The sequence below is a fragment of the Paraburkholderia kirstenboschensis genome (assembly GCF_032806925.1).
Lineage (GTDB): Bacteria > Pseudomonadota > Gammaproteobacteria > Burkholderiales > Burkholderiaceae > Paraburkholderia > Paraburkholderia kirstenboschensis.
Genome location: NZ_CP136512.1, coordinates 1,498,374 through 1,519,924, shown reverse-complemented (window position 1 = coordinate 1,519,924; position 21,551 = coordinate 1,498,374). Strand labels below are relative to the sequence as shown.

Here is a 21,551-nt window from a genome sequence, read left to right as displayed (position 1 = left end):
GCTCGGTTTTGGGTAATGCGGCGGCAAGCCCGCCGCTAAACGAAAATCCCGCAAGCGGCAGTATAAGTCGTGAATCTTTCGTGGGATAGAAATGTAAGCTGAGCTTACACAATAGCTCGCACTATAAAGCCGCGCGTCCGTCACTCACATGGCGCCATGTGAGTGACGGACGCGCTGACCGGCCTTCGAATCTCGCGGACTGCGTGCTCAGCCGACTCGTGCGGATTACTGACGCACGACGGCCGGCGGTTGCCAGGTGCCGTCGGTGGCTTGAGGCTTCGGCGCGTACAAACGCAGCACCAGTTGCAGATCGGCGCGCGGCGCCGGCAGCCAGTTGCCGCTCTTGCCGCGCGTGGACGACACGGTCACGTCGAGCGATCCATCGCGATTGCGGCGCGCGCCGTTGCGATCGCCAACCGCGATACGAGCCGGTGCGCTTTCGCCGAGCGCGCCGTCTTTCGTGTATGCGGTAATCGACCAGAAGCCGCGCACCGGCGGCAACTGATCCGGCGCAAAGTGAATCACGTAGCGATTCGCGCCGTTGAGCGCGTGACCGTCGCTGTCCTGAGTGACGACCGCTCGCACTTCGTCGTCTTTCGTGCCGATGCCGGGTTGCGCATATGCAGCGTATGCGCGCAGTGCGTAGTCCGGGCCGTAGTTGCCCACGCCATCGCCGAACCAGCTCCAGCCATTGCCGGTCAGCAAGTTCGACGGCGGCGTCACCACGCGTTCGTGACCATCGGCGAGACCGGCTGCAATCGCCTCCGATGCGGCAGGCAGCTTGACGGGCTGGTCCGGCGTCACACCGAGGTCGGAGAGGATTTTCAGCGCATGCGGATCGGCGGGCTCCGGCGGGTTGTCGGCCAGCGCCTGCGCGAGCCGGTTGAAGAAGCCGTTCGCGTCGAGCGCTGCGACTTGCGCGGCAGGCGTGCCCGCTGCGCTGCCGGTAGCGGCGGCATCGGCGTTGCTACGCGGCGGCGCAATGGACACCGAACGCGCGTCGCCCGCATAGACGGAAAGCGGCGCGACGCGGATCGCCCGTTGCAGCTTGCGAACCGCAGTGAGATCACGCGTGCCGTTCGACTGAATGCGCACGCTCACCCATGCGTTGCGGGTTGGGACATCGACGCGCTTCACGTTTTTGGGCAGATCGCCCTGCCAGCCCGGTCCGACGAAGGCGATGGCTTGCGCCTTGATGCCGGCCGCGCGGGTGGCGAACTGATCGCTCGTCGACCAGACCACGTTGGTCCACATGTCGAGCACACGGGCGTCGACGTAGCGGCCATGCGAGTCGGGCAGCGCGACAATCACCGGCTCCGCGCCGACATCCAGCCAGCCGGTTGAATCCAGCGTATCGAGGCTCGGCTGCATTGGATTGGCCGCGCCGATTGGCGGCAGCGCCTGCGCATGGCGCAGCGTATTGAGCGGCGCCCGACCGGGTTCGGTGCCGACTGCCGCGTCGCGCGCGACGCCCATCAATACCAGTGGATAGCCGAACAGGTATGAATCGGCGACTTCGTCCTTGATCCAGCCAGTGGATTTTTGCGTCGTGGAAGGCGTCGACGCACAACCGGTGAGAAATGCGAGGCCCGCGAACGATGCGCAGGTCCAGTAATTCAAAAACAGTGCTCGGCGATTTTTTATCATTCGTTCAGTGGGCGGAACGTGCTGAAAGGGAGACGCCGGCGCGAGCGCAACGGTGCTCGCGCGGTCTCCCCAAAACCAGCGCAGCCAGTCCGCGTCGCATCGCCGACAACATCGCGTTGTATCGTATCCGCGCTTGTCAGGCAAGCGCAAAGGCGTGAATAGCGTTTTGTTTCCGACGCGCGGCTCGAATTCCGGCGACGGCGGCTCGCCGCCTGTTTCGGGTATGTCACGCAGTCCCGTTTCAGGCATGTGCTTGACTTTCCCATCATAGGAAGGTCGATACTAGACTTCACCATGCGGCCCAATGCCGTCGCGAGCCTGAACCGCCATGACCGAACTTGCCACTGCCCCACACGACACCGACGCCGCCCCGACCCGTTCCGCCGAACTCGAAATCGGCGGGATGACCTGCGCCTCTTGCGCGATGCGCGTCGAAAAGGCGTTGTCAAAGGTGCCGGGCGTCGCCTCCGCGTCGGTGAATCTGGCGACCGAAACCGCAAGCGTGAATCTGACTGCAGCCGCAGCCGGTTCGGACGCGCTGATCGCCGCCGTCAAGAAAGCCGGCTACGAAGCGGCGCTGGTCGCGCCGCCGGATGCAGCGCCGGAAATAGCCGATACCGACTTTGCCAGCACCCCCGAAACGACTGCTGCCGCCGCTGGCGCCGTCGTCACCACCGCCGCCGAGCGCAAACGCAGCCAGACGCGCCGCGAACTGGCAGCCGTGCTCGTCTGCGCTTTGCTGACGTTGCCGCTGGTCGTGCCGATGCTGGGTGAATGGTTCGGCGTGCACGCAATGCTCGCGCCGTGGCTGCAATTCGGCCTCGCGTCGATCGTGCAGTTCGTGTTCGGCGCGCGCTTCTATCGGGCGGCTTATCGGGCCGTGCGCGCCGGCGCGGGGAACATGGACTTGCTGGTGGCGCTCGGCACGTCGGCGGCCTATGGCATCAGCGTGTATCAACTGGCAACGCATCCGGACGACGCGATGCATCTTTACTTCGAAGCGTCGGCGGTTGTCATCACGCTGGTGCGCTTCGGCAAATGGCTCGAAGCGCGCGCCAAGCGCCAAACCACCGACGCGATCCGCGCGCTTCAGGCGCTGCGTCCCGACCGAGCCCGCATTCGCGTCGGCGCGGGCGAGCGCGAAGTGCCGCTCGCCCAGGTCAAGGTGGGCACGGTCGTGATCGTGCGGCCGGGCGAACGCGTTCCGGTAGATGGCGCGGTGCTGGAAGGCCGCACTCACATCGACGAATCGCTGATTACCGGCGAAAGCCTGCCGGTAGCCAAACAGACGGGCGACGCCGTGACCGCCGGCTCCATCAACGGCGAAGGCGCCATAGCGGTCACGACCGCCGCGATCGGCGCCGAAACGACGCTCGCGCGGATCATTCGCCTCGTCGAGAGCGCGCAGGCGGAGAAGGCGCCGATCCAGCGACTCGTCGACCGCGTTAGCGAAATCTTCGTGCCGGCGATCCTGGCCATTGCCGCGCTCACGCTGATCGGCTGGCTGCTGGCTGGCGCCGGCGGCGAAACGGCGATTCTGAACGCGGTCGCCGTGCTGGTGATCGCCTGCCCGTGTGCGCTCGGACTCGCGACGCCCGCGGCGATCATGGCCGGAACCGGCGTCGCGGCGCGGCACGGCGTCCTCATCAAAGACGCCGAGGCGCTGGAAACCGCGCATCGAGTGAATGTCGTTGCGTTCGACAAAACCGGTACGCTGACGATCGGCCAACCTTCGGTGACAGCGTTCGAACCGGTCGGCAGCATGCGGCGCGACGAAGCACTGGCGCTCGCCGCCGCAGTGCAGCGTCAAAGCGATCACCCGTTGGCGCGAGCCGTCGTGAAGGCGCATGAAGCGGCGGGGACCGGCGCACGGGCGCTTACTGCGAGCGCCGCACGGGCCGTAGCCGGCCGCGGCGTCGAAGCGGACGTCGACGGCCGCACGCTCGCCCTCGGCAGCACGCGCTGGCTTCGCGAGCTTGGCGTCGGCCTGTCGCCGGAAGCCGAAGCGCGCGCTCGCGAACTCGAAGCCGCGGGCAATACCGTGTCCTGGCTCATGCAGCGCGATTCACAGGCGAGCGTCGCGCTCGCGCTCATCGCATTCGGCGACACCGTGAAGTCGACGGCGCGCGCCGCTATCGAGAGGCTCAGGGCAATGGGCGTCAAAAGCGTGCTCGTCACCGGCGACAATCGGGGCAGTGCGGCGAGCGTTGCACAAACGCTCGGCATCGACGAATTCCATGCGGAAGTGCTGCCGGACGACAAGGCCCGCGTGATCCGCGACCTGAAAATGCGCAGCGCGGGCATCGTCGCGATGGCCGGCGACGGCATCAACGACGCGCCGGCACTGGCCGCCGCGGACATCGGCATCGCCATGGCAACCGGCACCGACGTCGCCATGCACGCAGCGGGCATCACGCTGATGCGCGGCGACCCGGCGCTCGTCACCGACGCGATCGATATTTCGCGCAAAACCTGGCGCAAGATTCAGCAGAACCTGTTCTGGGCGTTCGTGTACAACCTGGTCGGCATTCCGCTCGCCGCTTTCGGCATGCTGAATCCGATGCTCGCCGGCGCGGCGATGGCGTTCTCCAGTGTCAGCGTCGTCACGAACGCGCTGTTGTTGCGCACATGGCGGGCGAAGGTATGACGCCAGGGCGCTCCTTTCGAGCGCCCGCAGGCGCTTGCGCTGCGCCTCACTATTACAGAAAGCTTCCACTTTTCTAAAGAAAGCGTTGATCGCGGCCGTAAACAAGACACGTTGCCGGATAGTGCCTGTGCACTAACCGTGCCTCGTTTGTCCCTCTTACTCCGCATACGCCCATGGAATTTCTCTCTTTGCGCCGCGCCAGTGTCGGCGCCCGGCTCGCCGTACTGTCATGCGTGCTGGTGGCGTTGATTTTCGCCTCCTTCACGTGGGCGCTCACGCGCAGCGCCGGCAAGCAGGTCAGTGACCAGGTGCTCGAGCGCATCGCCGAAAAGGACCGCTCGATCGCCGCGATGATCACGTTGTTCGACAAGGCGTTGTCCGCCGAAGTCGACCGTTCGACGTCGATGTTCGCGAGCTTCCTGCCCACTACCTACACGCTCGACGAAACGCAGAAGATCGACGTGAACGGTGTGGCCACGCCCACCTTCAAGGCTGGCGACAAAGTCCTGAACATGGATTTCAGCATTCCCGACCAGTTTCTCGAACGCAGCGGCGCAGTGGCGACCATCTTCGCCCGCACCGGCGACGACTTCGTGCGCGTCACGACATCGTTGAAGAAACAGGACGGCTCGCGCGCGATCGGCACGCTGCTCGACCGCAAAGGGCCGGCTTATGCGCTCCTCGTCGCGAACAAAACGTACACGGGGCTCGCAGCGCTATTCGGCAAGCGCTGGATCACGCAATACCGGCCGGTTACCGATGCAAGCGGCCGCGTGATCGGCGCGCTCTTTGTCGGCGTGAACGTCGACCAGGAAATCCAGCAGGTCGAAGACGGCATTCGCAAGCTGAAGATCGGCGACAGCGGGTATTACTTCGTGCTCGACGCGTCGAAGGGCGCGGATCAGGGCAAGCTGATCGTGCATCCGGCCGCCGCCGGCAAGGTCGCGGACAATGCGAACGCGCCGTATCAGCAGATGCTCGACATGAAGGAAGGCCGGCTCGAATACAGTTCCGCCGACGCCACGCTCGGCGAGCAAGGCGCGCGCGGCAAGTTCGTCTCGTTCATCACGGTGCCGGAATGGCAATGGCTGGTGGGCGGCATCGCGCCGCGCGATGAAGTGATGGCCGATATCACCGCCACACGCAATCGCTTCCTGCTTCTCGGCTTCGTGCTGGTCGGCGTGTTCGCGGTCGTGTTCCTGTTTGCAGTGCGGCGCCTTGTCAGCCGGCCGCTCGATGAAGCCGCGAAGGCATCTGAGCGCTTCGCTTCGGGCGATCTGAGCGTGCGCGTGGCAAAAGGCGCGAGTAGCCGCGCCGACGAAATTGGCCGCCTGATGCGCTCGATCGACGGCATCGGCGAAGGTCTTGCGCGCATTGTTTCGCAAGTGCGCAGCGCGTCGACCGATATGTCGCACGGCACCGAGAAGATCGCCACGGGCAGCGGCAATATCGCGTCGCGCATCGCCACACAAGCGAGCAGCCTCGAAGAAACGGCAGCGAGCATGGAGCAGATCACGTCGACGGTGCAGCAGAACGCCGACCACGCGGCACAAGCGAACACGCTCGTCACGCGCGCGGCGGACGCAGCGCTCGAAGGCGGCCGTGCAGTGGAACGTGTCGTATCGACGATGGGCGAGATCAGCCGCTCGTCGCAAAAGATTGCAGAGATCACGAGCGTGATCGAAGGCATTGCGTTCCAGACCAACATTCTTGCGCTGAACGCGGCCGTCGAAGCGGCCCGCGCAGGCGAGCACGGCAAAGGCTTTGCGGTGGTCGCCTCCGAAGTGCGCGCGCTCGCGCAGCGCAGCGCGGCTTCGGTCAAGGAGATCGAAGGTCTGATCGCCGAATCGACGGCGACCGTGCAAAGCGGCTTCCGGATTGCCGAGCAGGCCAGCACGACGATGCAAGGAATCGTTCAGCAGGTCGGTCAGGTCCGCGCGATCATGGGCGAAATCAGCGTTGCGTCGCGCGAACAATCGGGCGGGATCGAGCAGGTCAACCTCGCGGTCACGCAGATCGGCGAAGCCACGCAGCAAAACGCGACGATTGTCGGCGAAGCGGAAGACGCGGCCGCCGAATTGCGCGATCACGCCGCGCGACTTGCGCAAGTGGTCAGCGTATTCAAGCTGGAAAGCGGGCGGGACTGAGTCGCCGCGGGATCGCGGCCGGGTTGCAGCAGACTTGCAGCGGCATCGCGGGTTTGCGGCTCGCTCGACGACGCGGTGTCGGCTGCGTCGTTCAAACGCATCTGCGGGTCGTCAGAATTCGACGTCCAGTTCGTCGATCTCTTCCACTTCCTGCTGCGCGTCCGCGATCCATTGCTGCATATCGGGCAAAGCCATGATGCGCTGCCCGTATTCCGCGATATGCGGTTCGAGCTTCACGTCGTATGTCACGAAACGCGTCACGACCGGCGCATACATAGCATCGGCCGCGGTGCGCTCGCCGAACAGGAACGGACCGCCGTACTGCTCCAGACACTCGTTCCAGATAGTCACGATCCGGTCGATATCCGATTGCGCGCGCGCCCAGACTTTGAAGTCGGGGAAGTGGGCCTTGAGGTTCATCGGCAGCGCGGAGCGCAGCGAAGCAAAACCCGAATGCATCTCGCCGCAAATCGAGCGGCAATGAGCACGCGCGCGAATGTCTTTCGGCAGCAATAATGCTTTGGGCCTGACTTCGTTCAGATATTCGGCAATGGCGAGCGTGTCCCAGATCTTGATGCCGTCGTGAAATAGACAAGGCACGAGAATCGACGGCGAAAGAAGCAGCAGTTCGGCGCGCGCCGCCGGATCGTCGATGGGCATCACGATCTCTTCGAACGGCAAGCCGCTGAACCGCGTCAGCAGCCAGCCGCGTAGCGACCACGACGAATAATTCTTGCTGCTGATGGTAAGCGTGGTATTCGCCATACGTATCTCCTCCTGATGAGGCGTTAGACCGCCGCCCGACGGCACGCATGCACGCTGCCGTGCGCCGTTGCACCAAAGCGCGGCAAGTTCGGCCCGTTCTCACGACGCGCGCAAATGCTATGCCAATGCGTTGCCGCGGCCGGTATGTGCAAACGCAATGGCATGTGACTTGCCTTCTATTCGGGCTCCTTCCTTTGAACGCTCGCGCGCGGATGCATGAACCTGTTCGCCTATCCCACCTATCAAGCCTTCGCGGACATGATGCTGCCCATGCGTCACGGCGCGGCGCTAATGAACCATTCGCTCGACACGTGGCCCGCGTTCGGCGCCACTTCGCATGGACGGTCACTTCGCGCGGCTTGCGATCTGCTGACGCTCGCGGGACTCACGCCCGTGCGTCCGCCGTTCGAAATCGACAGCGTGATGATGGAAGGCAAGCCTGTCGCGGTCGTCGAGGAGGTCGCGGCACGTACGCCGTTCTGCTCGCTGCTGCACTTTCGCAAGCAGACGACGGTGCCGGCGCCGCAGCCGCGCGTGCTCGTCATCGCGCCGATGTCCGGCCACTTCGCGACGCTGCTGCGCGGCACCGTGCGCACCATGCTGGCCGAGCACGACGTCTACATCACCGACTGGCATAACCCGCGCGACGTGCCGCTGAGCCAGGGCCGCTTCGGCTTCGACGAATTCGTGCAGCACGTGATCGACTTCACCGGGACGATTGGACCCGGCGCTCATCTGCTCGCCGTTTGTCAACCGACCGTTGCGGCATTAGCCGCCGTCGCGCTGATGGCCGACGACGACAATTCCGCGCAACCCGCCAGCATGACGTTGATGGCAGGTCCGATCGACACGCGCATCAATCCGACGCGGGTCAACGAACTGGCGAAAAGCAAGCCGATCGAGTGGTTCGAGAGAAACCTGATCAGCGCGGTACCGTTCGGCTTTGCTGGCGCGCATCGGCGCGTCTATCCGGGATTCGTGCAGCTGACTGCATTCATGTCGATGAATTTGAGCCGGCATCTCGACTCGTTCGAAACCATGCATTACGAACAGGCCAAGGGAGATCCGGCCAAAGCCGACACGATCCGCTCTTTCTACGAAGAATACTTCGCGACGATGGACCTGACCGCCGATTTTTATCTGGAAACCGTCGATACGGTTTTTCAACGGCACGCGTTGCCGTTAGGCGAACTGACAGTGATGGGCCGGCTGGTCGATCCGTCGACAATACGCCGTACCGCGTTGCTTACCGTTGAAGGAGAAAAGGACGACATCTGCGCGGTCGGACAGACGCTCGCCGCACAGGACATGTGCGACAAGTTGCGGCCGTACCTGAAGACACACCATGTGCAGACCGGTGTGGGGCATTACGGCGTATTCAATGGGCAGCGATGGGAGCGGCAGATCTATCCGCGAGTGCGGGCCGTGATTTACGACAACGAACCTCGCGCCGTGCTGGTGAGTTCGCATGCGCGTACGATCCGGCCGGTGCCCGCCGCCGCGGCCGTTGCCGCTGAACTCATGGCCGCGGCGCCAGTTGCGTCCGCGGTGGATTCCGTGGAGCAGATGGATGCGAAAGCGGTGGTTGTATCGGACACGCCGGATTCGGGGAAAAGCAGCGCTACCGCTTCGACTGCGAAGCCGCGGGCATTACGGCCATCGCGCCGACGGCCGCCGGCAACGCAGTGAAAGTGCGCTCGCTCGGTCTGGACACGACGCTGTCTATGCGGTCGGGCGGAACATCTGAAACATGTTGCCGATTTCGGCGTAGTCCCCGCGATAGCCGGCGCGCATGATCGGCTGCGCGGCGTGCGTATCGAACAGACCGTCCTTGAGATACGCCTCGTTGATGTGCACGCCGACCACCTGGCCGAGCGACAGATAGTTGTCCATCGGCTTGCCGTGGAGACTATGCAACCGCACCACCTGCAGCAGTTTGCATTCGAGCGCGGCCGGCGATTCGGCGACATGCGGCACCTGCACGTTGCGCCCAGGCGCAGGCGTGAGCCCGGCGAGTTCGAATTCGTCGACGTGCGGCGGAACGGGCGCTGACGAACGGTTCATCTGCTCGGCGAGCGGTTTGGTCGCCAGGTTCCAGACGAACTCGCCGGTCGCTTCGATGTTGGCGACGCTGTCTTTGCGACCTTCGCTGCAAAACCCGATGATCGGCGGGAAGCTCGCGAACGCGCCGAAGAAGCTGTAAGGCGCGAGGTTCAGCGTGCCTTCGGTGTCGCGCGAGGAGATCCAGCCAATCAGGCGTGGCGCGACGATGGCTTTGAACGGGTCATGCGCAAGATTGTGGCCGGCGGCGGGGTCGTAAAAGTAATGGGACATGGAGCGGAGCGTGGGAAAGGCGACGGGTATTTATACCGCAGAGTCACGGGAGACACATTGGACCGCACCGAAAACTCGCGATCATTGCCTTACGACGCCACGACAGCTACCCGTCTTGTCGCGGCATTTGCGCGAATGCCGAGACTTCGTTCGTTACCCTTGCGCAATGACGCGCTTGCGCCCTGCCTTGACTTGCGCGAGGTGTGCGTCGTCCCAGTCATGGAAACCCGCGCCGCTGCGCACGCCGACACGCCCCGCCTGCACCTGCTGACGCAACAGGTCAAGCACGTTTTCGTCTTTCGCCAGTTCGGGCATCAGATGCGTGGAAATGTCGAGGAAAGTATCCAGCCCGCCCATGTCCGCGGCTTCCAGCGGCCCGACTATCCCCCACCGGCGCCCCAGCGACGCCTTCATCACGCGATCCACCACCTCCGGTGTCGCGGCACCCGAGCGCACGATATTGAGCGCCTCGCGCAACACAGCGAACTGCAAACGGTTGCCGACGAATCCAGGAATCGCTTTTGTGAGAACCACCGGCTCCATACCGATTGCGCTCATCAATTCCGCGGTCTTCGCCGTGACGTCGGGTGCGGTCGCGCTTCCCGGCACCACTTCGACGAGCGGAATCATGTGCGGCGGATTCCAGAAATGCGCGATCACGAAACGCTCTTTCGCAGCCAACGGCGCGACGAGCTGATCCGGCGGGAAGCCGCTCGTATTGCTGGCGAGAATAGCGTCGGGGGCGAGCAGCGCAGCCAGCTTTTCATACAGACGGTGCTTCAACTCGAGCACCTCGGGAATCGCTTCGATCACGAAATCCGCCGAGCGCATTACGTCCAGTTCCGCGTGAGTCTCGATGAGGGCGAGCGCGGCCTGCTTCGCCTTCGAGTCGATGCGGCCGGCGTCGACCAATTCGTCGAGCACCGCTTCCACCTTCGGCGCGACGCTCGCGAGACGCGCCGCGTCCACGTCGTGCACGACAGTCCGGTATCCGTGCAATGCACTTTGCGTCGCGATGCCGACCCCCATCAACCCTGTCCCGACTACACCAATCACTTCCTTCGCTGCCTTGCTCACGACCGCTCCCTTGCTGACATCGATGAAAGCGTTAGAGGATAGCGCAGTACGCAAATCGACAATGCCGAATGCGGCAAAGCCGGCCTTCCGCGAGGAAGAGCCGGCTTTGCCGGGTTCACGCCGTCAGAAGCGGCGCGGTCATGCGCGAATTAGTAGCGCGGAGGCGGACGATGTTCGTCGCGACCGTGGTGACGCGGATCATAGTCACGCGGATGATGGCGCATCCAGTCGTCATGATCCCAATAGCGGTGACCGTCGTAATAGCGGTCGCCATGCCAGCCGATGTTGATCGACACGCCCACCGGCGTCATGTGCGGCTCGCCATAAACGACCGGCCCCGGACCGCGTTCAACGATCACGCGTTCCTGTGCAGACGCGCCGCCGGCTGCCAGCAAGGCGCCACCGGCGAGCACAGCCGCGATGATCGAACGCGAAGTTTTGTTGAAGGCTTTCATAGTTCTCTCCCGTCAAAGTTGAATCGAGCCGGCGCCCTGCAGATCGGGCCTCGAAGTTCTGGCCCGCGAAAGACGCCGTGCGCTTGAAACCAACTTTAGCGACGCAACTCGCATGAAGACGTGAGCACTTGTAAGCGCACATTTCAAAGAAAGGGACCGATTGTGGAATCGACATTTCCGTCACGACGTCCGTCCGCATAAGACTTTCGGGGCACATCGTCCGGCTTGCCGGAGGCCGCCATGTCAGGCGCCGTTACATTCATTTCGGCCGGGAAATATTCGACGGGAAGAAAGCGCCGCCCGAAGAACAAAGGATGCCCGGACGAAACAAAGCCACGGCGCGCTTTCGCGGACCGTGGCTTGAATGACGCACGCGCATTGACATGCGCACCCGGCGCGAGGACCGCGCCCGGCTACAGGTTTGCTATTAGTCGGACAGCTTGATGCCGAACAGCGTGGCTTGTGCCTTGCGTTGGCGCTCCGCTTCGCGCGAACGCGCTGCGTACGAGTAGTCCGTATCCAGCGGCAAGTGGGGCGACGCAAAGAGGTCGCTGACCTTTTGGAACAATGCAAAGATGAAGCTCATGGCGACTCCCGGTTGGTTACTGCATTTGCTAGGGTTTTCCCTTGAGAATAATTATAGGGTTTTCCCTAGGAAAAAGCTAGTGCAATGCAGCAACAAAACGGTGCGACGCGGTGTCGTGTCCTCTACGGGCTGATATTGCGTTGCAGCATTACAACGTCCCCGTTTTTTAACGGCTCAGGATGTGGCATTGCATATGGAAGCGGAGTCGGGCCTAGGCTTCGTGTTGGCTACGCGGCGCCTGGTTCGCCCGCTGTTGCGCGAACTGCCGCCGGCAAGCCGCTGCCATCGCATAGCCGCTCGGCTCCCCAAAAGCAGAAAGGCCACCCGCAAAGGGTTGACGAGGGCGCTCAGACGCCATTCGCTGCAAGGCGCGTTTTTAGCGGCGAGCATGGAGGCCGCCGCCGCGAACGGCGTCTCGCGGGCGCGGCAGGCGCTCTCAGACTTTCAGTGCGAGTTCGCCGTTTTCGACTTGTGGATGTGCCGCGCGAGCACGGCGCGCTGGCCGTTCGCGGATGCCGGAACTACGGGCGCTAGCTGCGATTGTGGTGCCGCGGGCGCCGGTGCGGCCGTCGGCGGGGGGCGCACGGCTGCATTAGCCATTGCCATTTGCGTGTCAAGCATGCTGGCCATCGCGGTCTGCTGGCTTTGCATCATCTGTTCGATACGATGCTGTTGCGCGGTGGTTTCACGGGTGAGGCGCATAAGAAGCATGGTCTGCGTGATGCCGATCGCCACCGTCATGAGCAGCGCGCCGACCACGATTGAAAGCATCCATTTCATGCGGCGCGAATGGTCCGTCGCTGCAAGGCGCTGGTCGGCGATCACGCCGTACAGCGCGTCGACGGTGTCGGCAAAGGCCGTCGCCCGCGCGCGGTCGAGTTCCGGCGCTGCGCGCTGCGCAGCAGCGGCAGCGGCTTCCGCGCGTTGCGCTTCCTGCCAGGGCGCGGCGAACGCTGCGCCCGTGCGGGCGGATGGGGCCGAGGCCGCCGAAGGCGTCGTTTCGGGCGCGGTCTGCGTTGTCTTACGCACGGAGGCGCCGGTGGCAGTGTTCCGCGTTGTTTCGAGTGCGGATGAGCCGGTGGTCGGGCTTCGCGTCGTTTCGCGCGTGGGTGCGCCGGTGGCCGTACCAAGCGCCGTCTCGCCGGTGGAGGCGCCGGTGGTCCGGCTTCGCGTCGTTTCGCGCGTGGATGCGCCGGTGGCCGTACCAAGCGCCGTCTCGCCGGTGGAGGCGCCGGTGGTCCGGCTTCGCGTCGTTTCGCGCGTGGATGCGCCGGTGGCCGTACCAAGCGCCGTCTCGCCGGTGGAGGCGCCGGTGGTTCGGCTTCGCGTCGTTTCGCTCGTGGATGCACCCGTGCTCGTGCTTCCCGTCGTCTCCTCAGAGGATGAGTCCGTGCTCGTCGTTGACGTTGCCTCACGCGCGGATGCGCCCGTGGCCGTCGTCTCACGCGTTGACCCGTCCGCCTGGTCCGATCGGTTCGCGTTGCGCCCCGAAGCCGGCGTCGCGTCCAACCCATCAACTCCGCCGTGTACGCTAGCGGCGGACTCTTCAGCCAAGTCCGCCGGACCTGCAACCGCCGCACCCATCTGCCTGCCCGGAGCCGAACGCTGCAAAGATTCGCCGCCTGCCCCCGACTGAGTGCCCGCCGCGGAATCCACCATCTCAACACCCCGCTCGGCTGCCTGACGCAGCGCGGTGACACTGCGCGCCACCGTCGCGGCGGCCATGGCGGGAGACAGCGGGGAAGCCGCCTCGCGCGCCGACATTACTGCCTCATTCTGGTCAGCCCGATCCGCAGCCGACACCGGATGCGCAGCGTCTGGCGCGGCCACCGTCGAAGGCTCGATTTCCAGCCCGCTCAATTGCGCGTCTATCCCGGCCGGCTCATCGGCCCTGGCTGCTCGAGGCGCACGGCGCGCCGCTTTTGCGTCCGCTGACATGCTGTCGGTCGGCGTATCGAGAGCGCCCACGGCGGCGAGCACCACATCGGGCAGTTCGAAGCCGTGCAGCGTGCCCTGGCGGATGTCGATGTTCATCGCTTCCAGCGTGGCACGCGTGGGATCGTCGGGGAAGAGGTCGAGCGTGCTGTCGTCGCGCGAGACGTCGCTCAGTTGCGCGAGGCGTTGTGCCGAGCGCGCGGCGCGCGCCAGCTTTTTTTCGGTTTCGGTCGAGACGGTGGCCTCACGCCGCTTCTTCGTGGAAGCGTCGCGCCGAGGCCGGGATTGCGTGGATACTGCGGAATCTGCCATAGAGAAAGGAGCGGTCGTCGCCGGGGAGCGGGCGCCGGCACCGCTCGTCAATGCCATTGGAATTTTTCGAGACCGCATTGTCGCATGGCGTCCACCGCCACCAAAGCCATTCGCCGACGATTTTCCGGTTTCAAGCCGATGCGTCGTCCTGCCTGAACTCCCTGACGCCGCGCAGTTGGCGCAAGCGCGTGCAGATCGGCTCATACTCGACATTCGACACGCGATTCAGCGTAATCATGACCTCGTCGCATTCGGGTGTTTCGTCGCTTTGCTCATGACGAATTGTTTGACACGCGGGCTGGCTGCGCCGAGCTCGTCGTGCGGCGAGTGAAACGTCATGGTGCCGCGCTCGACGAGCATGGTCACCTGCGGCGCTGCTTGACGGTGATGAACCGCCGCTCGAGCGGCTTGATGCCCGCGAGGATAATCAGAATGATGATGGTCGCCGCGATCGAAGCCGTGTAGAGCCCGCCGCCGACCGCGAGCCCGATTGCGGCAACCTTCTTGAAATTATTTGAGCGTTTTCCTTGTCGACTTTGGGCGCCGGCTGCGATCCGTTTCCATTATGCTAAGCCGCAGGCCGCCGCTGCACCCACGTCTGCCACCACGGCATGCGTGTCGGTGCCGGGCCGGCAGTTGCACTACCGCCTGACTCACGCTCGCTTCCACGGGCGCTTTGGAACACCGCGTTTGAACATGACTATGTCCAGCAAGAACCCTGACGCCGCCCCGACCATCGCGCTCGCCGCGGGACTGCGCGAGCACTTCAACAGCGTGATCCTGCCCATGTGGCGCGGGCCCGGTTTCAACGGAGCGCTCAAACTGCCGTACGAAGCGCTCAGCGCGGAACATCACCGCCCAGAGCCCGCGCAACGCTATCGGGCAATGGCCTGCGCGCGCCAACTCTTCGTGTTCTCCGAAGCCGGCGACGCAGCTCATGCGCAAGTTCTGTTCGATTCCCTCACGCACACTTTTCAGGACACGAAACACGGCGGCTGGTTCTACAGCGTCGATGAGCAAGGCGCTCCGCTCGACACCGCGAAAGACCTGTACACACATGCGTTCGTCGTCTTCGCCTGTGCGGAATATGGCCGCCGCTCCAGCAATCGCGACGCGCTGGAAATCGTGCATCGCACGTCCGCGCTGATTCAGTCGCACTTTGCCGCCGAAGACAACCTCTTCAATGCTGCGCTCACCGCCGACTTCACCACGGTGACCGGCACACCGGTTCAGAACCCGTTGATGCATCTAACGGAGGCCTGGCTCGCGGCCCGCGAAGCCACGCACGACAACGCTTTCGACGCCGCACTGGGGCGCCTGGCCGGCGCGGTCGCTCGTCACTTCGTGCATGCGCCGTCGGGCTGCATCGCCGAATTGCCGATCGGCACCGACGACAATCGCCTCGAGCCGGGCCATCAGTTCGAATGGTTCTGGCTGGCCAAGCGGGCGGGCGCGCTATTTGAGCGCTCAGAGCTTATGGAAACACTGACGCGCGCATTCGACTTCGCGCAACGTAACGGCGTGGACCGAGAAACGGGCGGCGTCTGCGCGTCACTCGACGAAGACGGGCGGATCAAAGACCCGACTCAGCGCATCTGGGCGCAAACGGAATATCTGCGGGCACTCGCGAGCCACGACGAAGCCGTCGTGCGGGCGGGTCTGCCGCGGCAAATCGAACTGTTCCAGCAACGTTTCTTGCGACCGCAAGGCTGGTACGAATGCAAAACTTCAACGGGTGAAATAGCGCGCGCCGACATGCCGTCGACCACGCCTTATCACCTTGCAACCGCATTTGACGCGTTGCCGGCCTGACACGGCAGGCCGACGCAAGGGCGAGGCGAACGGTCTTTTGCGGCCGTCTTGCGCTCTGGCAGGATCCGCCAAACATTCGCCGCGGGGCGACTCGCTCAGGCCGCCCGGTCGTTCAATACTCTTCCCGCTGCCAAGGGCCCCAATCGCTGCCGGCGGATCTCGATCGCATATACGTTGCGCTTTGGCCAGTAGGCGTCTCCGAGGTGTCGCCTTCCGGCTTGCGGTCGGTGGTGTGGAGGGCAAAAGCCTGGCGGTCGTCGGCATCGACGGTGATTCGGCCGACGGGGTCCGGTGCGCCTTCCTGAGGTGTTTTAGACTCCAATACCGCGAGATAAGGGGTCAAACGGCTCCAGAACGACGTAAGTTCTTCTTGCAAATAATGTGTCAATGTTTTTCCCGGAAGAGTAATACAAGCAGTTTACCCTACCCGGAGGCACGTCCTTTTTCGTGCCCTCGACGCCTCGAAAAGGCCGAAGCCGGGGAATACCCGAATACTGGTTGGTTGGCGTCCGCCATAAAGACGTGATACAACTCGTACTTCGCGCTCGATCTCGATTTGAGAAATAGCGGTCGCGAATGCAATACACAACATTTACTGGATCAAAAATGGCAACAGGTACTGTGAAGTGGTTTAACGATGCAAAGGGCTTTGGTTTCATCACGCCGGACGACGGCGGCGAAGACCTGTTTGCACACTTTTCGGAAGTTCAAGGCAGCGGCTTTAAGTCCCTGCAGGAAAACCAGAAAGTGTCGTTCGAAGTGAAGCAGGGCCCGAAGGGCAAGCAAGCTGCGAACATCACGCCGGCCTAAGTACCAACGGTACGTTGAGGCACGCGTAGGCGCTTGCGCCTAATACAAAAATGGCCCGCGGAAGCGGGCCATTTTTCTTTTCCGGCTGCCCGATTTTTGAGCGCGAACCGTTCAAATCGCGCGCATTCCCGACAACGCAAATTGCCCGAATTCCGCCGGCGTTTCGTCGATCTGTTGTGTGCGCAACACAGCCGCCGAAATTTCGAACACGGAAACCGCCTGCTTCAATTGCTGAGTCTGTTGATGCAGCGAAGCCGCCGCTGCCGCTGCCTGCTCGACGAGCGCCGCGTTCTGCTGCGTCATCGCGTCCATCTGCACGACCGCCTGGTTCACCTGCTCGATGCCCGTGCTTTGCTCGAGCGATGACGCGCTGATTTCCGCCATCATCTGCGTCACGCGCGAAATCGAGGCGGACACGTTGCTCATCGCTTCGCCGGCATGCTCGACGAGCGCCGAGCCGCCCTGAATCTCGGCAACCGATTCGCTGATCAGCGTCTTGATTTCCTTGGCCGACTGCGCGCTGCGCTGGGCCAGTCCGCGAACTTCGCCTGCCACGACTGCAAAGCCGCGGCCCTGCTCGCCCGCCCGCGCCGCCTCGACGGCCGCGTTCAGCGCGAGAATATTGGTCTGGAACGCAATGCCGTCGATCACCGAAATAATCTCGGCGATCTTGTCCGAGCTTTGCGCAATGCCGCGCATCTTGTCCACCACCTTGTCGACCACTTCGCTGCCGCGCGAGGTCGCCTCCAAGGCCGTCTCGGCGAGCGCATTTGCTTCGCGCGCATGATCGGCGTTCTGACGCACGGTGGCTGTCAGTTCTTCCATGCTCGACGCAGTTTCTTCGAGCGATGCCGCCTGGTTTTCAGTGCGCGCGGAAAGATCCGCGTTGCCGGTCGCGATTTCATCGGCGCCGAGGTGAATCGAGTCGGCGGACTCGCGCACTGTCTGCACAGTGCGCGCGACGCTCGCCTGCATCTTGGCAAGGCCTGAGAACAGCCGGCCGATTTCGTTGGTGCCGCGCGCGGTGATCGGCTGATCGAGACGCCCTTGTGCGATTCGGTCGAAGTGACGGCCCGCTTCCTCGAGCGGTGCGACCACGCCACGGCGCAACGCCATATGCACCGCGAACGTGCCTCCAACCAGCGCCAGCAGAATCACAATGCTGACGACCCGAAACGTGGCCATGCGGGCGTCGATGGAATCGAGCGACGCGCGGCTCGCCGCATTGCCGAACTGCGTGAAGTTATGCAACTCGGTCAGATAGCCGTCCTGAAACGATTGCGTCGGCTGGTCGAGAAACGCCTGGATGTTGTTTGCGTCCAGGAACTGCGCCAGTTCCGTGAGCGCGCCGTGCAGCTTCTTGTAGCGCTCGGCGAGGGCTGCGGCACGCGCGCCGTTTTCGTCGCTGGTCTTTGGGGCGCTCATGAACGCGTTGAACGATTGCTCGGCGGCCGTCAGCTGCTCGCGCGCATGCTGAACAATTTCGGTCGGCTCGGCGCCGCCGCGCACCATGCGCGTACCGGCACGCGACAGGTTGATGCGGGCGTCCATCAGATGCTGCGTGGTTTCGTTGACGGCATCCACCTGCTTGAGCGCGATGTTTGAAAGGTCGCCGACGTCGTCATGGGTTCGTGTCAATGACCAGAAACCGAGACCGACCGTGACAAGCTGGAAAACGCAGAATGCGGCCAGGACACACAACAGGCCGGATGCGACCTTGATCTTGCTGAACATCGTGAACACCTGAAGGCAGAGAATTACGGGGAGCTACCTCAGGGTTAACGGCAGCACCATTCTTTGCTTAAGGTCAAAGTCGCCAAAGATCGTCTTACGTCGCATTAACTACGGCCAACGTCTAGATTCCCACCATTGCACGCATCAATGCCGGGCAGATATTTCCGATTCACCTTGACGGCGCGCGTTGGCGCTTCCTAGAGTGGGTAGGGACTGACGAACGTACGCCATTGCGCACTGCCACTGCGGGCCTTCCTCGAAGGAATCACAATGACCGACCTACTCGACCGGGCGCGCGGCGCATTGCACGCCCAGCCGTTCAGCATGCTGTTAGGCGCAGAGCTGATGTACACGGGCACCGACGAACTGACGCTGAGCCTGCCGATCCGCGACGACTTGCGGCAGCAGCACGGCTTCGTGCACGGCGGCGTAATCAGCTACCTCGCCGACAACGCGCTGACCTTTGCCGGCGCACTGTCGCTCGGGCCGAAGGTCGTGACGGGGGAATACAAGATCAATTACTTGCGCCCCGCGGTGAACGGCACGCTGATCGCGCGAGCGAAGGTGGTGTATGCGGGCCGCCATCAGGCGACCTGCCAATGCAACATCTTTGTAATGGACGGCAACCGCGAGAGAATCGTCGCGGTTGCGCAAGGCACCGTCAACCGGATCGGGGAGAACGGCGACCACGAACCGGCGAATTGACGCTAAACCTTCAAGCGCCCGCCGCCGGCTCCCAATGGCTTACTCCGCCGCGTACGTCTTCTGCGTTTGTTCGCCGAGACCTTCGATGCCGAGGCGGATCGTCTGGCCGGGCTTCAGGTACACCGGATTCGGCTTAACGCCCATACCGACGCCCGGTGGCGTGCCGGTGGAAATGACATCGCCCGGTTGCAGGCTCATGCACTGCGACACATACGAGACGAGCTTGGCAACACCGAACACCATGGTCTTCGTGCTGCCGTTCTGATAGCGGTGACCGTCCACTTCAAGCCACAGGCTGAGGTTCTGCGGATCGGCGACTTCGTCGCGCGTGACCACCCACGGACCGATCGGGCCGAACGTGTCGAAGCCCTTGCCCTTGTCCCACGTGCCGCCGCGTTCGATCTGCCATTCGCGCTCCGACACGTCGTTGATCACGCAATAACCAGCGACGTAATCGAGCGCGTTCGCTTCGTCGACATACTTGGCCGGTTTGCCGATCACCACGCCGAGCTCCACTTCCCAATCGGTCTTCTTCGAGCCGCGCGGAATTTCAACGTCGTCGTTCGGACCGGAGATCGCGCTCGTCCACTTGTTGAAGATGACCGGCTCAGCGGGCACAGGCAGATTCGACTCGGCCGCGTGATCCGCGTAGTTCAAGCCGATGCAGATGAACTTGCCGATCTTGCCGACGCACGGGCCCATGCGCGGATTGCCGTCAACAACCGGCAGCGAAGCCGGGTCCAGCGCACGCAGCCGGGCGAGGCCCTCGTCGGTCAGCGCCGCACCGTCAATGTCGGCAACTACGCCGGACAGATCGCGAATCTTGCCTTGCGCGTCGAGCAAGCCCGGCTTTTCCTGGCCTTTCGGCCCATAACGAAGCAGTTTCATCGTTGCACTTTCCTCTCGGTTCAGTGGTGTTCGGTTGATACGTCAGTGCGCCGGCTTATGACGCCCTATGTTTAGTGTCAGTTCGACCAGCCGCCGTCGATCACATGTGCGTGGCCCGTGGTGAACGCCGATTCGTCCGACGCGAGATAGAGCGCCAGCGCAGCAATCTCTTCGGCCTTGCCGATGCGGCCCATGGGCTGGCGAGCGACGAACGCCGCCTGCACGGCTTCGAGCGTAGCGCCTTGCGCCGCGGCCTGCGCCGCGATCCGCTGTTCGAGCGACGGCGACGACACGGTGCCCGGGCAGATCGCGTTACAGCGTACACCACGCGTGACGAAATCCGCGGCAACCGACTTGGTCAGCCCGATCACCGCCGCCTTCGACGCGCTGTACGCAAAGCGATTCGGCACGCCCTTCACGCTCGACGCCGCCGACGACATATTGATGATCGAGCCGCCGCCGCGCTCGAGCATGGCGGGCAGAAATGCGCGGATCATCCGGTACATTGCCTTCGCGTTGAGGTCGAACGCAAAGTCCCAGTCTTCCTCGCTGCATTCCAGGATCGAGCCCGCGTGCACGAAGCCTGCGCAATTGAACAGCACGTCGATCGGGCCGACTTCTGCGGCCAACGCCTTGATGGCCTCGCCATCGAGCACGTCTAGCTTGCGCGCTTCGACGGGCTTGCCCGCGAGCCCGTCAATGCGGATGTCGGTGGCGATCACGCGCGCGCCTTCGCGCGCGAACATTTCGGCGGTCGCGAGGCCGATGCCCTGTCCCGCCGCGGTGATCAATGCTGTCTTGCCGGCCAGTCTTTGTGTCATCTACGACTCCAGTTGAATGGGCTAAATGTGTTGGTCACGTCACAGTCGATAAAACGCGGCGGCGTTGCCGCCGAAAACCGCTTCGCGCTCGCCGTCGTCAAGCGACGCAAGCAGCGTGTTGGCCACCGAATGCCACAGCAGATAATCGCCGTTCAGTTCGAGCACGGGCCAGTCGCTGCCCCACATCAGCCGCGCGGGGCCGAACGTAGCGAGCAGGTGCTCGACGTATGGGCGTAGTGTCTCTTCGGTCCAGCCCGGCGATGCTTCGGTCGCGAGCCCCGACAGCTTGCAGTGCACGCCCGGCAGCTTCGCGAGCCGCGCGATCGCATCGGCCCATGTTTGCCAGCCGGCTTGACCGTAGCGGATGGGCGGTTTCGCGCCGTGATCGACCACGATGCGCAGCGACGGAAAACGCCGCGCGAAAGTTTCCACATGGTCGACATGCCGCGCGTAGATCAGCGCGTCGAAGGCGAGGTCATGCGCGATCAGCGCTTCGATTGCAGGCGCGAGATCGGGATTCGCAATCCATGTATCGTCGGGCAGGTCTTGCAGCATGGGCCGCACGCCCTTGAACTTGGGCTCCTGCGCGAGCGCTTCGATCAACGCCGGAGCGGTAGGCAACAGGAGCGGCACCCAACCGACCACGCCGGCAATGGACGGCTCCTCGCGCGCAATGTCCAGCAGATAGCGCGTTTCGTCGATGGTCGGCGCCGCCTGCACCACAACCGTTCTCTCGATGCCCGCTCTGTCCCGCAACGGTTTCAGATCCGCCGGGCCGAAAGGACGGTACAGAATTTCGAGCTCCGGCGTAAGCCATTCATAATCACCGCGAGCGGGGTCCCAATAGTGCTGATGAGCGTCGATATGCATCTTCAC

The 21,551-nt window shown here is 63.5% G+C and carries 18 protein-coding genes and 1 pseudogene; 6 read left to right on the top strand and 13 right to left on the bottom strand.

Annotated elements, in window-relative coordinates:
* Positions 1 to 225: 225 nt before the first annotated feature.
* Positions 226 to 1,647 (bottom strand): DUF1254 domain-containing protein, encoded by a 1,422-nt coding sequence (locus RW095_RS15600; protein WP_317019803.1) that lies wholly within the window; start codon positions 1,645 to 1,647, stop codon positions 226 to 228.
* Positions 1,648 to 1,975: 328 nt separating this feature from the next.
* Here RW095_RS15600 and RW095_RS15595 point away from each other — a divergent pair, with 328 nt between their 5' ends.
* A complete protein-coding gene (locus tag RW095_RS15595) occupies positions 1,976 to 4,294 on the top strand; it encodes a heavy metal translocating P-type ATPase (RefSeq protein WP_317019802.1) in 2,319 nt (772 codons plus the stop codon).
* 173 nt (positions 4,295 to 4,467) lie between these two features.
* On the top strand, positions 4,468 to 6,441 hold the full coding sequence (locus tag RW095_RS15590) for a methyl-accepting chemotaxis protein (RefSeq protein WP_317019801.1): 1,974 nt from the start codon (positions 4,468 to 4,470) through the stop codon (positions 6,439 to 6,441).
* A gap of 111 nt (positions 6,442 to 6,552) precedes the next feature.
* On the opposite strand, the gene RW095_RS15585 is transcribed toward RW095_RS15590, so the two are convergent.
* Positions 6,553 to 7,206 carry a glutathione S-transferase family protein gene (locus tag RW095_RS15585; protein WP_317019800.1) on the bottom strand — a complete coding sequence of 218 codons (654 nt, stop codon included), beginning with the start codon at positions 7,204 to 7,206 and terminating at the stop codon, positions 6,553 to 6,555.
* Positions 7,207 to 7,422: 216 nt separating this feature from the next.
* On the opposite strand from RW095_RS15585, the gene RW095_RS15580 reads away from it, so the two are divergent.
* Positions 7,423 to 8,895, top strand: coding sequence for a polyhydroxyalkanoate depolymerase (locus RW095_RS15580; protein WP_317019799.1), 1,473 nt, complete (start codon positions 7,423 to 7,425; stop codon positions 8,893 to 8,895).
* Positions 8,896 to 8,928: 33 nt separating this feature from the next.
* Here RW095_RS15580 and RW095_RS15575 read toward each other — a convergent pair whose 3' ends face one another.
* The 6 genes and pseudogenes from RW095_RS15575 to RW095_RS15550 all read right to left on the bottom strand — a co-directional run.
* On the bottom strand, positions 8,929 to 9,540 hold the full coding sequence (locus RW095_RS15575; RefSeq protein ID WP_317019798.1) for a flavin reductase family protein: 612 nt from the start codon (positions 9,538 to 9,540) through the stop codon (positions 8,929 to 8,931).
* 153 nt (positions 9,541 to 9,693) lie between these two features.
* A complete protein-coding gene (locus RW095_RS15570) occupies positions 9,694 to 10,617 on the bottom strand; it encodes a 3-hydroxyacyl-CoA dehydrogenase family protein (protein ID WP_394365141.1) in 924 nt (307 codons plus the stop codon).
* 149 nt (positions 10,618 to 10,766) lie between these two features.
* On the bottom strand, positions 10,767 to 11,072 hold the full coding sequence (locus tag RW095_RS15565) for a hypothetical protein (protein WP_128598020.1): 306 nt from the start codon (positions 11,070 to 11,072) through the stop codon (positions 10,767 to 10,769).
* Positions 11,073 to 11,499: 427 nt separating this feature from the next.
* Complete coding sequence (locus RW095_RS15560) at positions 11,500 to 11,658, bottom strand: hypothetical protein (RefSeq protein ID WP_164853818.1); 159 nt, start codon at positions 11,656 to 11,658, stop codon at positions 11,500 to 11,502.
* A gap of 444 nt (positions 11,659 to 12,102) precedes the next feature.
* Positions 12,103 to 13,905 (bottom strand): hypothetical protein, encoded by a 1,803-nt coding sequence (locus RW095_RS15555; protein ID WP_317019797.1) that lies wholly within the window; start codon positions 13,903 to 13,905, stop codon positions 12,103 to 12,105.
* A 130-nt stretch (positions 13,906 to 14,035) separates the two neighbouring features.
* Positions 14,036 to 14,405 (bottom strand): annotated as a pseudogene (locus tag RW095_RS15550) (MgtC/SapB family protein); the annotation flags it as partial.
* 202 nt (positions 14,406 to 14,607) lie between these two features.
* Between RW095_RS15550 and RW095_RS15545 the strand changes: the two are divergent.
* On the top strand, positions 14,608 to 15,717 hold the full coding sequence (locus tag RW095_RS15545) for an AGE family epimerase/isomerase (protein ID WP_317019861.1): 1,110 nt from the start codon (positions 14,608 to 14,610) through the stop codon (positions 15,715 to 15,717).
* Between the two features lie 112 nt (positions 15,718 to 15,829).
* On the opposite strand, the gene RW095_RS15540 is transcribed toward RW095_RS15545, so the two are convergent.
* Entirely contained in the window at positions 15,830 to 16,105 is a 276-nt protein-coding gene (locus tag RW095_RS15540; protein WP_128591976.1) for a hypothetical protein, read from the bottom strand.
* 218 nt (positions 16,106 to 16,323) lie between these two features.
* On the opposite strand from RW095_RS15540, the gene RW095_RS15535 reads away from it, so the two are divergent.
* Positions 16,324 to 16,527, top strand: a complete 204-nt coding sequence (locus tag RW095_RS15535; RefSeq protein WP_006047528.1) for a cold-shock protein — start codon at positions 16,324 to 16,326, stop codon at positions 16,525 to 16,527.
* A gap of 111 nt (positions 16,528 to 16,638) precedes the next feature.
* On the opposite strand, the gene RW095_RS15530 is transcribed toward RW095_RS15535, so the two are convergent.
* Positions 16,639 to 18,261 (bottom strand): methyl-accepting chemotaxis protein, encoded by a 1,623-nt coding sequence (locus RW095_RS15530; RefSeq protein WP_317019796.1) that lies wholly within the window; start codon positions 18,259 to 18,261, stop codon positions 16,639 to 16,641.
* Positions 18,262 to 18,531: 270 nt separating this feature from the next.
* Between RW095_RS15530 and RW095_RS15525 the strand changes: the two genes are divergently transcribed.
* Entirely contained in the window at positions 18,532 to 18,966 is a 435-nt protein-coding gene (locus tag RW095_RS15525; protein WP_317019795.1) for a PaaI family thioesterase, read from the top strand.
* Positions 18,967 to 19,005: 39 nt separating this feature from the next.
* Here RW095_RS15525 and RW095_RS15520 read toward each other — a convergent pair whose 3' ends face one another.
* The 3 genes from RW095_RS15520 to RW095_RS15510 all read right to left on the bottom strand — a co-directional run bounded on the left by RW095_RS15520 (position 19,006) and on the right by RW095_RS15510 (position 21,545).
* Entirely contained in the window at positions 19,006 to 19,854 is an 849-nt protein-coding gene (locus RW095_RS15520; RefSeq protein WP_317019794.1) for an ureidoglycolate lyase, read from the bottom strand.
* Between the two features lie 77 nt (positions 19,855 to 19,931).
* Positions 19,932 to 20,675 (bottom strand): SDR family oxidoreductase, encoded by a 744-nt coding sequence (locus tag RW095_RS15515; RefSeq protein ID WP_020068577.1) that lies wholly within the window; start codon positions 20,673 to 20,675, stop codon positions 19,932 to 19,934.
* A 39-nt stretch (positions 20,676 to 20,714) separates the two neighbouring features.
* Positions 20,715 to 21,545, bottom strand: coding sequence for an amidohydrolase family protein (locus RW095_RS15510; RefSeq protein WP_317019793.1), 831 nt, complete (start codon positions 21,543 to 21,545; stop codon positions 20,715 to 20,717).
* Between the last annotated feature and the right edge of the window lie 6 nt (positions 21,546 to 21,551).